This window comes from Peribacillus sp. NPDC097198, from assembly GCF_044762055.1.
Lineage (GTDB): Bacteria > Bacillota > Bacilli > Bacillales > DSM-1321 > Peribacillus.
In genome coordinates, this window is sequence record NZ_JBIWDO010000007.1 from 222,894 (window position 1) to 235,438 (window position 12,545).

Annotated in this window: 17 protein-coding genes; 12 read left to right on the plus strand and 5 right to left on the minus strand. The window is 41.7% G+C overall.

Features of this window, described 5'->3' with window-relative positions; all coding sequences use genetic code 11:
* Window positions 1-157: 157 nt before the first annotated feature.
* Window positions 158-298 (plus strand): YrzI family small protein, encoded by a 141-nt coding sequence (locus tag ACIQXQ_RS14525; RefSeq protein WP_402958356.1) that lies wholly within the window; start codon window positions 158-160, stop codon window positions 296-298.
* A 388-nt stretch (window positions 299-686) separates the two neighbouring features.
* Here the strand turns inward: ACIQXQ_RS14525 and ACIQXQ_RS14530 are convergent, their stop codons facing one another.
* Window positions 687-881 carry a sporulation protein YjcZ gene (locus tag ACIQXQ_RS14530; protein WP_402869663.1) on the minus strand — a complete coding sequence of 65 codons (195 nt, stop codon included), beginning with the start codon at window positions 879-881 and terminating at the stop codon, window positions 687-689.
* 331 nt (window positions 882-1,212) lie between these two features.
* Between ACIQXQ_RS14530 and sigK the strand changes: the two genes are divergently transcribed.
* Window positions 1,213-1,944 (plus strand): RNA polymerase sporulation sigma factor SigK, encoded by a 732-nt coding sequence (gene sigK / locus ACIQXQ_RS14535; protein ID WP_402869661.1) that lies wholly within the window; start codon window positions 1,213-1,215, stop codon window positions 1,942-1,944.
* A 189-nt stretch (window positions 1,945-2,133) separates the two neighbouring features.
* On the opposite strand, the gene ACIQXQ_RS14540 is transcribed toward sigK, so the two are convergent.
* Window positions 2,134-2,427 (minus strand): hypothetical protein, encoded by a 294-nt coding sequence (locus ACIQXQ_RS14540; RefSeq protein ID WP_402958359.1) that lies wholly within the window; start codon window positions 2,425-2,427, stop codon window positions 2,134-2,136.
* A 166-nt stretch (window positions 2,428-2,593) separates the two neighbouring features.
* Between ACIQXQ_RS14540 and ACIQXQ_RS14545 the strand changes: the two genes are divergently transcribed.
* Window positions 2,594-4,381: a M3 family oligoendopeptidase gene (locus ACIQXQ_RS14545; protein WP_402958361.1), complete on the plus strand. Its 1,788-nt coding sequence runs from the start codon at window positions 2,594-2,596 to the stop codon at window positions 4,379-4,381.
* 56 nt (window positions 4,382-4,437) lie between these two features.
* Here the strand turns inward: ACIQXQ_RS14545 and pssA are convergent, their stop codons facing one another.
* A complete protein-coding gene (gene pssA / locus ACIQXQ_RS14550) occupies window positions 4,438-4,977 on the minus strand; it encodes a CDP-diacylglycerol--serine O-phosphatidyltransferase (protein ID WP_402958363.1) in 540 nt (179 codons plus the stop codon).
* A gap of 134 nt (window positions 4,978-5,111) precedes the next feature.
* On the opposite strand from pssA, the gene ACIQXQ_RS14555 reads away from it, so the two are divergent.
* Window positions 5,112-5,909, plus strand: a complete 798-nt coding sequence (locus ACIQXQ_RS14555) for a phosphatidylserine decarboxylase (RefSeq protein WP_402958365.1) — start codon at window positions 5,112-5,114, stop codon at window positions 5,907-5,909.
* Window positions 5,910-5,952: 43 nt separating this feature from the next.
* On the opposite strand, the gene ACIQXQ_RS14560 is transcribed toward ACIQXQ_RS14555, so the two are convergent.
* Complete coding sequence (locus ACIQXQ_RS14560; RefSeq protein WP_402869651.1) at window positions 5,953-6,093, minus strand: sporulation histidine kinase inhibitor Sda; 141 nt, start codon at window positions 6,091-6,093, stop codon at window positions 5,953-5,955.
* Between the two features lie 461 nt (window positions 6,094-6,554).
* On the opposite strand from ACIQXQ_RS14560, the gene ACIQXQ_RS14565 reads away from it, so the two are divergent.
* From ACIQXQ_RS14565 to ACIQXQ_RS14600, 8 genes are read left to right on the plus strand one after another with little or no spacing between them, the layout of a single operon-like run.
* A complete protein-coding gene (locus tag ACIQXQ_RS14565) occupies window positions 6,555-7,076 on the plus strand; it encodes a YqeG family HAD IIIA-type phosphatase (RefSeq protein WP_402869649.1) in 522 nt (173 codons plus the stop codon).
* On the plus strand, window positions 7,073-8,182 hold the full coding sequence (yqeH, locus tag ACIQXQ_RS14570; protein WP_402958367.1) for a ribosome biogenesis GTPase YqeH: 1,110 nt from the start codon (window positions 7,073-7,075) through the stop codon (window positions 8,180-8,182). Before ACIQXQ_RS14565 ends, yqeH begins: the two co-directional genes overlap by 4 nt.
* Window positions 8,183-8,202: 20 nt before the next feature.
* Entirely contained in the window at window positions 8,203-9,045 is an 843-nt protein-coding gene (gene aroE, locus ACIQXQ_RS14575; protein WP_402958370.1) for a shikimate dehydrogenase, read from the plus strand.
* A complete protein-coding gene (gene yhbY / locus ACIQXQ_RS14580) occupies window positions 9,039-9,329 on the plus strand; it encodes a ribosome assembly RNA-binding protein YhbY (protein ID WP_402869643.1) in 291 nt (96 codons plus the stop codon). The genes aroE and yhbY overlap by 7 nt, the downstream gene beginning before the upstream one ends.
* Window positions 9,330-9,345: 16 nt before the next feature.
* On the plus strand, window positions 9,346-9,915 hold the full coding sequence (locus tag ACIQXQ_RS14585; protein WP_402869641.1) for a nicotinate-nucleotide adenylyltransferase: 570 nt from the start codon (window positions 9,346-9,348) through the stop codon (window positions 9,913-9,915).
* Window positions 9,905-10,477: a bis(5'-nucleosyl)-tetraphosphatase (symmetrical) YqeK gene (gene yqeK / locus ACIQXQ_RS14590; RefSeq protein ID WP_402958372.1), complete on the plus strand. Its 573-nt coding sequence runs from the start codon at window positions 9,905-9,907 to the stop codon at window positions 10,475-10,477. Before ACIQXQ_RS14585 ends, yqeK begins: the two co-directional genes overlap by 11 nt.
* Window positions 10,477-10,833, plus strand: a complete 357-nt coding sequence (gene rsfS, locus ACIQXQ_RS14595) for a ribosome silencing factor (protein ID WP_402869637.1) — start codon at window positions 10,477-10,479, stop codon at window positions 10,831-10,833. Before yqeK ends, rsfS begins: the two co-directional genes overlap by 1 nt.
* A complete protein-coding gene (locus ACIQXQ_RS14600; protein WP_402958374.1) occupies window positions 10,830-11,573 on the plus strand; it encodes a class I SAM-dependent DNA methyltransferase in 744 nt (247 codons plus the stop codon). The genes rsfS and ACIQXQ_RS14600 overlap by 4 nt, the downstream gene beginning before the upstream one ends.
* A 112-nt stretch (window positions 11,574-11,685) precedes the next feature.
* Here ACIQXQ_RS14600 and comER read toward each other — a convergent pair whose 3' ends face one another.
* Window positions 11,686-12,516: a late competence protein ComER gene (gene comER, locus ACIQXQ_RS14605; protein WP_402958376.1), complete on the minus strand. Its 831-nt coding sequence runs from the start codon at window positions 12,514-12,516 to the stop codon at window positions 11,686-11,688.
* Between the last annotated feature and the right edge of the window lie 29 nt (window positions 12,517-12,545).

Genomic DNA, 12,545 nt, shown 5'->3' on the forward strand with positions numbered 1-12,545 from the left:
AAATGGGCTTTATTAATCATTCAGACATAATGGCCGCAGGGAGAATCCTTTTACCCTGCGGCCTTTTTATATTTTTTAAAATCCCGCAGGAGGAAGGAACTTTCTGCGGCCTTTTTATGCCTTTTTGGTAAGCCGCCCCCTTAAAGGAGGTGATATTATGACACTGAATATGCTGTTTTTTACAATCACGATCAAAATGAGGAAAATGACTGCTGAGGAATGTTTGCAAGAAGATCGAATCAGGAAATTACGTGAGCAACACCTAGATAAAGCAATGAGGCATCGTCCTTTTTTCTAATCTAAGGGGCACGTAGGAAATATTAAAATGAAAGGTGGAGATCAATATGATTAAATGGGCTATTATAAAAGGGGAAAAGTGTTGCTACTGGCAGGAGAAGGATACCGGCTAACGCAGGTAGGGCAATCTTCACAGTATCGCCATGGATTGTATGAAAAGTATTCATAATAGCAGCGGTCGGCAATCACATAAACGTGGTAAATTGAAGACAGGTTCAATTATAAGGAGTGATTCAGAATGTTCTCAATCGTAATGGTACTGGTTGTTACGACTGTCATTGGAACAGTAATCGCTGTAAATGTTTCTGTCGATGCCGATAAACCGCTGCACAGCATCATGGACTATGTAAAATAGAAAAAACTCGGCACTTGGCCGAGTTTTTTCTATTTTAACAGCATGGCCCCGGTCCTCCGCAGCCCCCGAATCCGAATCCACCAGGAATGAACCAGAATCCGAATAACAGCAGTAAGATGACGAGGACGACGATCAAGGCGATTCCAAGACCGAATCCACCTCCGCCATAACAAGGTGCTGGGCATGGAGCACCGTAATTATATCCGTATGGTCCATAGCCGTATCCCATACAAATCCCTCCCTTCCGCTTAAATTCCCTATCATTATATGTAAGTTTGTCTATGTTTGATTGGGATTTTAAAAGGAGAATTCTTGAATGATTTCCCTCCCACATTTTCTATTAATCGCTTAGGTGCTTTTGTGGGCATCTTGTAGACAGGTTCATCAATCCTTGAATCCTAAAATCATGGATATTCCAGAGAAAATCCATGCAGGTAGACACTCTCTAGCAACGTAATGAACCAAGCGGAGGATTTCTTTTTGTGGTACAGACAAGAACAAGCCCACAACCGCATAGGTATGGATAAGGAAACACCCAATGAGGCGGGAGGATGAAACCAATGCCTGGAATACTTACTGCAGTCGGTTATCTCATCAAGGAATTTTACTTATTAGTTTCCTATGTGAAAAATAATGCTTTTCCCCAGCCATTATCTTCACAAGATGAGAAGAAGTATCTGAAGCTTATGAGTGAAGGGGATGGGGAAGCCCGTAATATTCTCATCGAGCATAATCTTAGGCTAGTGGCCCATATCGTCAAGAAATTCGAGAATACCGGTGAAGATACTGAAGATCTGATATCAATCGGGACCATTGGATTGATAAAGGCTATTGAGAGCTATTCCGACGGTAAAGGCACGAAGCTTGCCACTTACGCAGCACGTTGTATTGAAAATGAAATCCTGATGCATTTACGTGCAACAAAAAAAACGAAAAAGGATATTTCCCTGCATGATCCAATCGGTCAAGATAAAGAAGGAAATGAAATCAGTTTAATTGATGTATTGAAATCAGAATCAGAGGATGTCATTGACACGATTCAGCTTAATATGGAAATAGAAAAAGTGAAGAAGTATATTGGTGTTTTGGATGAGCGTGAAAAGGAAGTCATCGTTGGAAGGTTTGGACTAGATTTAAAGAAAGAGAAGACGCAAAGAGAGATTGCTAAAGAACTGGGCATATCTCGTAGCTATGTATCAAGAATTGAAAAGCGTGCCTTGATGAAGATGTTCCATGAATTTTATCGTGCGGAGAAAGAGAAGGAAAAGAAGGCCAAAGATAATGGGATGTAAAACGAAGAGAGTGCGGATTCTTGCTTCCGCACTCTCTTCGTTTTTTTATTTATTGCGAATCAGGTCTGCAAAGGCATGGTAGATTTCAATGCCCTGGAACAGAAATAGACGTGATGCAGTTAACGAAAAGATTCCAATCATGATTAGGCGGAACCACATATCCATCACTCCTCGATTTTTTTTGTAAAATCAGTGAGTGAGAGAAGCTATGTAATTCGCCTGATAAAAGACAGGATTGAAAAAACGTCGGCGGAAGGCAGAGAGGAAATAAAGGAACAGGAATATCCATGATTCTTTCACTAGCAAAACGATGAGGATTAGGCTGACTTTCAAGAAAGGTATCAGTGCAAACTTCTTCTCGATTTTCTTCAAAAGGTGTACGTCATTGCCCTCTTCAAGGGTCAATGGAGTATGCTGCTGGTAGGAATGGGGCAGTGTCCAGAGGAGAAGGGCAATGACTGAAAAGTGGATAATGAACTTCAAAAAGGACCACCAACTTTTCGATTACTACGTACATCAATCATATCATGCTTATAAAATGGAAAGCGGGAAAACAATTAGACAAAAATCTACTTAATCTTCCTTATGAATAGGAAAAAATGGATGGACCCTCTATAATGGTGTTGTTGATAATAAGGAGGAATTATGTATGGGATATTCTTTAACGTGGGATTTGGATGTCTTTTTTAAAGGGGGAAGCTCTTCAGCGGAATTTCTGCTCCTAATGGATGAAATCAAACAAGAAGTGACGGAATTGGATCAAGCTGTGTGTCTGTTGAATTCAGAGGGTAGTGAAAAGACTTTGATCAAGGCTCTCGATCTGTACAAAGTCACCAAAATGAAAATGGAACAAGCAGGGGCTTTTATCGGTTGCCTTGAGGCCCAAAATGTTCAGGATAAAAAAGCAGGTCAGTTAAGGGTCAAACTGATGAAGGTGGAAGCATCCTTGAAAGTCGCTTTAAGTAGACTGGATGAAAAACTGGTCCAGTTGGATGATGATTGGTTCGAGAATGTCTTCAAGAAAGAACCGTTGAATGAACTGGCCTATGTATTGAATGAGCGTCGAGACCGTGCTAAAGAGAAACTTTCGGTCCAGGAAGAGTCGCTGATCACCCAGTTGTCCATGGACGGATTTGAAGGATGGAGCCAAATGTATGATACGCTCGTCGGTTCGATGACGGTTCCGTTTAAAGGGGAAGAGCTTTCTATCGGTCAGGCGGCAAATAAATTTTCCAGTCCGGACCAAAGTGTCCGAAACGAATTATTTACAGCTTGGGAACGTGCATGGGAAGAAAAGGGTGAACTATTTGCAAGGACCTTGAATCATTTGGCGGGCTTTCGGATTAGCGTGAATGAAAAAAGGGGCTGGAACGATATTTTGAAGGAACCCCTGGAAATCTGCAGGATGAAGAAAGAGACGCTCGAAAGCATGTGGCAGGTCATAGCTGACAATAAAGAACCACTTGTGCGGTTTTTACATAGAAAGGCTGAAATGCTTGAAGTGGGAAAACTGAGTTGGGCTGACTTGGATGCACCTATTGCTGTTACGGCCACATCGAAAGTAATGGAGTATCAAGAAGGGGCAGACTTCATTATTGGACAATTCTCGAAATTCGGAAGTCAATTGGCGGATTTCACCCAAAAGGCATTCAAAGACAGCTGGATTGAAGCGGAGGATAGACCAGGCAAGAGACCAGGCGGTTTTTGTACAGGCTTCCCACTGGATCATCAATCCCGGATATTTATGACCTATTCGGGAACGCCTTCGAATGTATCGACATTGGCCCATGAGTTGGGACATGCCTTCCATTCCCATGTGATGGGGAATATCCATCCATTAAATCGCTCATATGCCATGAACGTGGCTGAAACAGCTTCTACATTCGCTGAGATGGTCGTAGCTGATGCAGCTTTGAAAGAAGCATCCAGTGAGGAAGAGAAGCTGATTCTTCTAGAAGATAAAATTCAGCGCTCCGTGGCGTTATTAATGAATATCCATGCCCGTTTTCTATTTGAATCTAGGTTTTATGAGGAAAGAAAACAAGGATATGTAAGTGCTGAGCGTTTAAATGAGCTGATGGTCGATGCTCAGAAAGAGGCATATGGGGATGCGTTAGATGAGTATCACCCGACATTCTGGGCCTCGAAGCTTCACTTTTATATCACCGATGTTCCATTTTATAATTTCCCGTACACATTCGGTTACCTATTTTCGTTAGGTATCTATGCGAAAGCTCTGAATGAACCTGCTGGATTCGAAGAGAAGTATATCGCCCTGCTTCAGGATACAGGTTCGATGAATGTGGAATCCTTGGCTAAGAAGCATTTGGGTGTCGATATAACCACACGAGGTTTTTGGCAAGAAGCGGTTTCTACCTGTATGCAGGATGTTGAGGAATTTATGCGTTTGACGGATCCACTTGTTCGAAAGGCATGAAGCGGAAAATTGCAAAAAAAAGGGTGCCCGAATAGGGCGCCCGCTTCCTTCAGCAATTAAACTTTTCTCAATTTAAATGGACTGATCATAAGTAAAGATAATAGAATCATAAGAAATAAGAAAAAGACCGGGTGTAAATAAGGAATCGCCAGGTAGCTAAGTGTGGCCACGCAGCCAACGACGGTAATCGGTACGCCGGTAAAATATCCATTATTCTCACTTATATTGAAGCGTGCAAGGCGGTATGCTCCGCAACCAATATAAAAAACAGTTAAAAATGTTCCTGGGGCACCGAATTCTATTAATATTCCTTGGTATAATAGTAGAGCGGGTGCGACTCCAAAAGAAATAATATCACACATGGAATCAAGCTCTTTACCTAATTCCGATTCAATGTTAAACTTCCTCGCAACCATACCATCAAATCGATCTGCTAGGGCAGCCAGGAAAATTAAAAGCAAGCTAAGATTTAATTGGTCGTGTATCACGGCTATTATGGCAAATCCACCGAGGGATAAGTTCATTAGAGTTATAATATTGGCTGTTTGGGTTTTCAATTTTTTTATGGTTTGATCTAGGGCATGTAATAAAAACATCTTTTCCCTCCCTTCAAAAAAAGCAAAATAAAGTAAAGAATAGTAAACATAAGTATTTATTATATAATAATATTGGAATGAACGCAATTTATGCAAGTGCTTTTTGAATTTTTTAACAAGTTGGAGTGGTATAGTTGTATCAAACATTTTATCGTATTCTTATAGAACTCACGAATGGAAGAGTATCTTCAGGCCTATTAAAACAGTTCAGCCAATCACGATGGAGTAGGCCCTTGATTCCTCTATATGTGAAAAAATTCAACCTTGATCAACAAGAGTTCAACAATGACATGAATGCCTATACGAATTTGCATGATTTATTTACAAGGCAGCTAAAACAGGGGACGAGACCGGTTACGACCGACAGCTCTGCGGTGGCGTGTCCGGTCGATGGCGTTCTCGAGGACGCGGGAGAAATTCGTACTGATAAAAAAATCGTCGTTAAGGGAAAGGTATATTCTATGGAAGAAATGGTGGGGGATGCTCTGTTTCTAGAAAAATACCTAGGCGGTAAATATCTCGTGTTATACTTAAGCCCGAGCCATTATCATAGGATTCATGCGCCCATTTCCGGTTCTGTAATCAAAAGGTGGACACTTGGGAAAAAGTCATACCCTGTCAATAAATGGGGGATGAAGTATGGTAAGGAGCCCTTGGCCAAAAATTATCGTACGATTACAGAATTACAAAGCGAGGAAGGGTGCATAACCATGGTCAAGGTCGGCGCCATGTTTATCAATTCCATCGTCATAACGGATGATTCAAGGCAATTGAAAAAAGGACAGGAATTCTCTTATTTCAGTTTCGGTTCAACCGTCGTTCTGCTCTTCGAAAAGGATCGCTTTAGACTCGCCGAAAGCTTATCCGTTCCTGCTGATGTCAGGGTCGGTGAAACGATTGGACATTTGGCGGCCAAGCAAGAAGGGGTATGAAAATAAAAAGGCTAACAGGATTTGTCAGCCTATGTATCCCATATTAAAATAATGAGCGAATTCTATGTGTTAAGGACCTTCGATGGATTTCTGTTTCAATTAGACGGATGAAATCAGAGCTCAGCTTTAAATTCCTTGCTTTAAAATAGGATTCAAGCAACAAATCATCGGATAGTTTTTGCATTAGAACGCCATTTACGGCTGCCACCTCCAGTTGGAATGCGAGGAATACTTTGCATTTCTAGACATATATTATTAAGTCATCTTTGGTGTACCCCTACTGTATCAGAAATAAACTTGGAGAACAATCGTTCTGTTATCCACAACCGAAAGTGGATAACCTGTGGTTAAGTTGTTTACAAAGTAAGTGAGATGTTACATATCAGTATGGAAAATGTTAGTAAAGTTATCCACAGGTTGGTTGTAGGCAATATTTGTCGAAAACTATTGGTAATTTTTAGGGTGACTCATGGATTCAAGTTATCGATTTCTTTAGCTTGTTTGAAAAATGCCTTTTCATATTAGAAAACATACATTATGATGTTTCTTTACGATTAGCCCTTCTTTCACGAATTTTTTGAAAGTAAGCCGAAAATTCGATATGATAGAGACGGTAAATTTCAAAGAAAATACAGAGGTGTCAGTATGCTTAAATTATTTTTGCCGAGTGAACATGTTCAAAGCATTTTTGATATAGATCCTGAAAAGTTGAAAGAAAAGGGAATAAAAGGAGTGATCACTGATTTAGATAATACATTGGTGGAGTGGGATAGGCCCACCGCTACCCCTGAATTGATTATCTGGATCGATAAATTACGGGCCCACGGGATTTTAGTGACGATTGTATCGAATAATAATGAGAAACGCGTTCGTTCTTTTTCCGACCCCCTTCAGATTCCCTTTATTCATCAGGCGAGAAAACCGATGGCAAGAGCCTTCCATAAAGCACGGAAGGCAATGGGCTTGAAGTTGGAAGAGACGGTAGTAATCGGAGATCAGCTGATGACGGATGTATTGGGAGGAAATAGGGGAGGATTCCATACGATCCTCGTCGTACCGGTCGCACAAACGGATGAATTCAGAACGAAAATCAACCGCTATTTCGAAAGAAAGATCATGGCGTTCTTTAAACGAAAAGGAATGATAGAATGGGAGGAACACAATTGAACAACCAACAAGAATTAGTATGCATCGGGTGCGGTGTGACAGTCCAGTCAGAACATCCCAAGGAATTGGGCTATGCCCCTCAATCCGCACTGGAAAAAGAAAGCATCATTTGTCAGCGTTGCTTTAAATTAAAACATTATAATGAGGTTCAAGATGTTTCTTTAACGGACGATGACTTTTTGAAAATCTTGAATAAAGTGGGAGAAACCGATTCTTTGATTGTTAAAATCGTCGATATCTTCGATTTCAATGGAAGTTGGTTGCCTGGATTGCACCGATTTGTCGGACATAATGACGTACTATTGATTGGAAACAAGGTAGACTTGCTTCCAAAATCGGTAAAGCCGAATAAACTGATTAATTGGATGAAGAAATCTTCGAAGGAATTGGGATTGAATCCAGTCGATGTCCTGCTTGTCAGTGCAGAAAAGGGAAAACATATCCTTGAAGCGGCTGATGCGATAGAAAAATATCGGAATGGTAAGGACGTATATGTCGTCGGTTGTACGAACGTCGGGAAATCAACTTTCATCAATCGCCTCATTAAAGAAGTGAGCGGTGAAGGGGATATCATCACGACTTCGCATTTCCCTGGAACGACTTTGGATATGATTGAGATCCCGTTGGATGACGGACAAGCTTTGATTGATACACCAGGAATCATTAACCACCATCAAATGGCCCACTATGTTGATACACGTGATTTCAAGGTTATCATGCCGAAGAAGGAAATCAAACCGAGGGTTTATCAGTTGAATGAAGCTCAAACGTTGTTCTTTGGTGGATTGGCTCGTTTGGATTATGTATCAGGAGGCAGACGCTCTCTGACATGTTATCTTTCCAATGAATTGAACATTCACCGTACGAAATTGGAGAAAGCGGATGAATTATATAAGAATCATGCTGGAGAAATGCTGACGCCTCCACGTCCGGCTCAATTGGAAGAATTCCCGAAATTGATTCCGCATGAGTTTACTTTAAAAGAAGGTAAAATGGATATTGTGTTTTCAGGTCTTGGCTGGGTTACAGTCAATGAACCAGGAGCAAAGGTCGTTGCGCATGTACCGAAGGGCGTTAACGTAATCGTCCGTAAATCATTAATCTAATCCATAGGGGAAGGGATTCCATGAAGAAGATATTTGGTGTAATAGGGGATCCAATTGCTCATTCGATGTCCCCGGACATTCATAATGATGCTTTTGAAAAAGAAAATATACAGGCCGTTTATCATCATTTTCATGTCAAACCAGATAGTTTGCCTGATGCGATAAAAGGCATGAAAGCCCTTGGTGTATCAGGGTTTAACATAACGATTCCACATAAGACCCCAGTCATTCCCCTACTCGATGAGGTAGACGAATTGGCGCTTGCCATCGGGGCAGTAAATACAGTTTTTAACGAAAAAGGCCGCTTTATAGGGTATAATACAGACGGAATAGGATTTTATAGATCTTTATGCGATGAAATATCAGGTGACATTAAGGCTAAAAAAACGTTAGTGATCGGAGCGGGCGGTGCTGCACGTGCCATTTACTTTACCCTTGTTAAAGAAGGGGTAAAGCAAGTTGATATCGCGAACCGGACGAAGGATCGGGCAGCCCACCTTGTTTCTGATTGCCCATATGATAAAGAATCAAAGGCGCTCACGATTGACGAGGCGGAACAAAGCTTATCACAATATGATTTGATCATCCAAACAACATCTTGCGGGATGAGTCCGAAGTTGGATCAATCCCCAATGAAGTTAGACCAGCTTAAGGCCGGTGCATTTGTCAGTGACATTATCTATAATCCTTTGCAAACGCAGTTTCTACGTGAAGCCAAGGAAAAAGGAGCGGTAACGCTTAATGGACTTGGCATGTTCGTCAACCAGGCTGCGTATGCTTTCGAGATTTGGACCGGAATCAAGCCGGACACAACAAGAATGACAGATATTGTCTTGAACAAACTAGGAGGTAACACATGTTAACAGGAAAGCAGAAAAGATTTTTACGTTCAAAGGCCCATCATCTAAATCCAATTTTCCAAGTTGGAAAAGGCGGGGTCAATGACAATCTCATCAAGCAAATTGGTGAGGCGCTAGAAGTACGCGAATTGATTAAAGTGAGCATCCTGCAAAACTGTGATGAGGAACGTAATGAAGTAGGACGTGCTTTATCAAAAGGTGCAAGAGCGGAATTGGTTCAAATTATAGGTAATACAATCGTATTATATAAAGAATCAAGAGAAAACAAACAAATTAAATTACCGTAAGGGACCTACCTATCTTATGAAAAAAATTGGAATTCTTGGCGGTACATTCAATCCTCCACATATCGGACATTTAATTATTGCTAATGAAGTGCTAGATGCTCTAGAGTTAGATGAAGTCAGATTTATGCCCAATCATGTTCCTCCCCATAAGGAAAAAACGGAGGAAGTTACCGATTTGGACAGGATGGCTATGCTTGAAGATGCTATAGCCGGGCATCCCTCTTTTTATATAGAAGGTATTGAAATTGAAAGAAAAGGCACATCCTATACACATGATACAATGAAATTGCTGAAAGAGCGTGAACCTGACACAGAATTCTTTTTCATCATTGGTGCGGATATGATCGAGTATTTACCTAAATGGCATCGTATTGACGAGCTAGTCAAGCTTGTGAACTTTGTCGGGGTGAAACGGCCGGGCTATAACGAAAAAACGGACTACCCTATTACGATGGTTCAAGTCCCACAGATGTTCATCTCCTCCTCCATGATCCGAAGGAAGTTAAGGACAGGGAAAACCGTGAAATACTTATTAGCCGATCCAGTGGTGAAGTATATAAAAGGGAATGACTTATATGAATCGTGAGGAAGCATTAGCGCTTGTCAGAGAACAAATCACCGAGCGTAGATATATTCATACTTTGGGCGTGGTCGAGTCTGCGATTGAACTTGCAGGACGATATGGTGCCGACGTCAAAAAGGCGGAACTCGCAGCCATTTTTCACGATTATGCAAAATTTCGTCCAAAAGAGGAAATGGAGCAAATCATCATCTCTGAAAAAATGGCACCGGACCTACTGGAATACAATATGGAGCTTTGGCATGCCCCGGTTGGTGCTTACCTGGTAGAAAAAGAGGCCGGGATCACCGATCGTGAAATACTTGATGCAATCGCCTATCACACGTCAGGCCGGGTGGGAATGAGCCTTTTGGATAAGGTCGTCTATCTTGCCGACTATATTGAACCAGGGCGTTCTTTCCCAGGGGTCGACGAAGTGAGGCAGACAGCCAAGGAAAACCTGGATCAGGCTGTCATACAGGCTTTGCGAAATACAGTGGCCTTTTTAATGAAAAGAAATCAGGCCATTTACCCTGATACATTTAAGACATATAATGATCTAATCATGAATTTGAAGGAGAAGATGTAATGACTGAACGTGAACTTCTAACAATTACAGCAAAAGCGGCGGACGATAAAAGAGCGGAAGATATCGTTGCCTTAAATATGAAGGGAATTTCCTTGGTGGCGGATTACTTTTTGATTTGTCATGGTAATTCCGAAAAACAAGTACAAGCCATCGCACGTGAAATGAAGAGCAAAGCGGACGAAGCGGGCATCAATGTTAAGCGCCTTGAAGGGTTTGATGAAGCGAAATGGGTACTTGTTGACCTAGGTGATGTGGTTGCACACGTTTTCCATAAAGATGAAAGAAACTATTATAACCTTGAACGTCTATGGGGAGATGCACCTTTCGAAGATCTTGAGGGTGAACTGACTCAATGACGTACGAACGCTTTGCCTATGTATACGATGAATTAATGAAGGATGCTCCCTATGAAAAATGGTTGTTAATTCTGACGGCGAAGCTAGAGCAATATGGGATAGAAGGAAAGAAAGTACTGGATTTGGCCTGTGGTACCGGTGAGATTACCGTTGAACTGGCGCAGCATGGTTTTGATGTATCCGGTGTGGACTTATCTGATGAAATGCTGATGGTTGCCAATGAAAAAGCGGCGAAGCAAGGATTATCGATTCCTTTATTTCAGCAGGATATGGCAGAACTCGAAGGGCTTGGTCTATATGACTGTGTCACGATTTTTTGTGATTCGCTGAACTACCTTCGCGAGGAAGCTGATATTGTAAAAACTTTCAGCCGGGTTCATGATCATTTGAAGGAAGGCGGATTATTCCTGTTCGATGTCCATTCGATTTATAAGATGGAAGAGATCTTTCATAATAATACGTTTGCCGTCAATGATGAAGAAGTCTCCTACATTTGGGACAGTTTCCCCGGGGAAGAACCATACAGTGTCGAGCATGACCTTAGCTTTTTTGTCAGGGACGATCAAAGCGGTTTATATGACCGTTTCGATGAATTACATTACCAGCGCACCTATCCGATTCAACAATACAAACAATGGTTGCAGCAAGCAGGATTCGAAACCCCCGAAATACTGGCGGACCTAGAAGAAAAACCGCCCGTTAACGAAACCGAACGAATCCTTTTTGTAGCCAGGAAATAATATGGGAAATAATAAGGGCCAGACCCCCTTTCGCACGGCGATGCACGAAAGGGGGTCTGGCCCTTATTTTATTTTTTATTGGGAAGGAGTTTTGATTTTGGTTCTCGAATAGTTAGTAAGGATGGCCAAATTGTTTTTCGACTTCTTCAAGATCTTCTGCGAATTTTTCATGTGTTGCATGAAAAAGGTGATGAAACATCTCTCCGGTTTCTGCTTCTAAAACTTTGATTCCCTCACCTGTTATCCCGCCTTTTACACACACCTTTTCCTGTAAGGTCGGTAAGGTGTAAATGCCTTTACCCAGCAGTTCCCCCAATCCTATCAACATGTTCTCCGTTAAAATCGTTGCCGTTTTTTTATCGATTTTCGTCGTGTCTACCGCCCCTTCAATAAATGCCTGTGCTAAATAGCTAAAGAATGCAGGGCCACAGCTGACTATGTCAGAAGCGACACGGGTGATGTCATTATCGATGATGGTTGGCTCTGAGATGGATGAGGCAAGCTTCTGTAGCGACTCCTGCATCTCCTTGCTGCACGTTTCACTGAAGCTCAGTAACGATACCCCTGAACCGACCCGGTTCGTTATGCTGGGAATAAAGCGTGCGCATGGCCCCTTAACTTCTGCTTCAAGCTGAGAGACAGAGAGAGGGCTTGTGATGGATATGAGTAATTGTTCCTTTTTTATATGATGTTTGATGCCCTGCAATAGGCTATGGATTTGTAAAGGTTTTACGCAGAGAAAGATAAAATCAGCTTGATGGACGACTTCAACTGCACTTGCCGCCAATTGGATGCCAGGATGCTTTTCCTTCAATACTGAGGCTTTGGAAAGCGTTCGATTGGTAATGATTAAATCCTTTGGCTTCAATACCTCCGCTTCAAGCCACGATTCTATTAAAATCGTCCCCATATTTCCGGTACCAATCACACCGATTTTCTTCATGACTACAACTCCCTTCAAAGAAGCACAAC

Excerpts from the sequence above, each read along its gene's own strand:
- ACIQXQ_RS14525 (WP_402958356.1), top strand. The coding sequence starts at position 158 with ATGACACTGAATATGCTGTTTTTTACAATCACGATCAAAATGAGGAAA.
- ACIQXQ_RS14530 (WP_402869663.1), bottom strand. The coding sequence starts at position 881 with ATGGGATACGGCTATGGACCATACGGATATAATTACGGTGCTCCATGC.
- sigK (WP_402869661.1), top strand. The coding sequence starts at position 1,213 with ATGCCTGGAATACTTACTGCAGTCGGTTATCTCATCAAGGAATTTTAC.
- ACIQXQ_RS14545 (WP_402958361.1), top strand. The coding sequence starts at position 2,594 with ATGGGATATTCTTTAACGTGGGATTTGGATGTCTTTTTTAAAGGGGGA.
- pssA (WP_402958363.1), bottom strand. The coding sequence starts at position 4,977 with ATGTTTTTATTACATGCCCTAGATCAAACCATAAAAAAATTGAAAACC.
- ACIQXQ_RS14560 (WP_402869651.1), bottom strand. The coding sequence starts at position 6,093 with ATGCAAAAACTATCCGATGATTTGTTGCTTGAATCCTATTTTAAAGCA.
- ACIQXQ_RS14565 (WP_402869649.1), top strand. The coding sequence starts at position 6,555 with ATGCTTAAATTATTTTTGCCGAGTGAACATGTTCAAAGCATTTTTGAT.
- aroE (WP_402958370.1), top strand. The coding sequence starts at position 8,203 with ATGAAGAAGATATTTGGTGTAATAGGGGATCCAATTGCTCATTCGATG.
- yhbY (WP_402869643.1), top strand. The coding sequence starts at position 9,039 with ATGTTAACAGGAAAGCAGAAAAGATTTTTACGTTCAAAGGCCCATCAT.
- ACIQXQ_RS14585 (WP_402869641.1), top strand. The coding sequence starts at position 9,346 with ATGAAAAAAATTGGAATTCTTGGCGGTACATTCAATCCTCCACATATC.
- yqeK (WP_402958372.1), top strand. The coding sequence starts at position 9,905 with ATGAATCGTGAGGAAGCATTAGCGCTTGTCAGAGAACAAATCACCGAG.
- rsfS (WP_402869637.1), top strand. The coding sequence starts at position 10,477 with ATGACTGAACGTGAACTTCTAACAATTACAGCAAAAGCGGCGGACGAT.
- ACIQXQ_RS14600 (WP_402958374.1), top strand. The coding sequence starts at position 10,830 with ATGACGTACGAACGCTTTGCCTATGTATACGATGAATTAATGAAGGAT.
- comER (WP_402958376.1), bottom strand. The coding sequence starts at position 12,516 with ATGAAGAAAATCGGTGTGATTGGTACCGGAAATATGGGGACGATTTTA.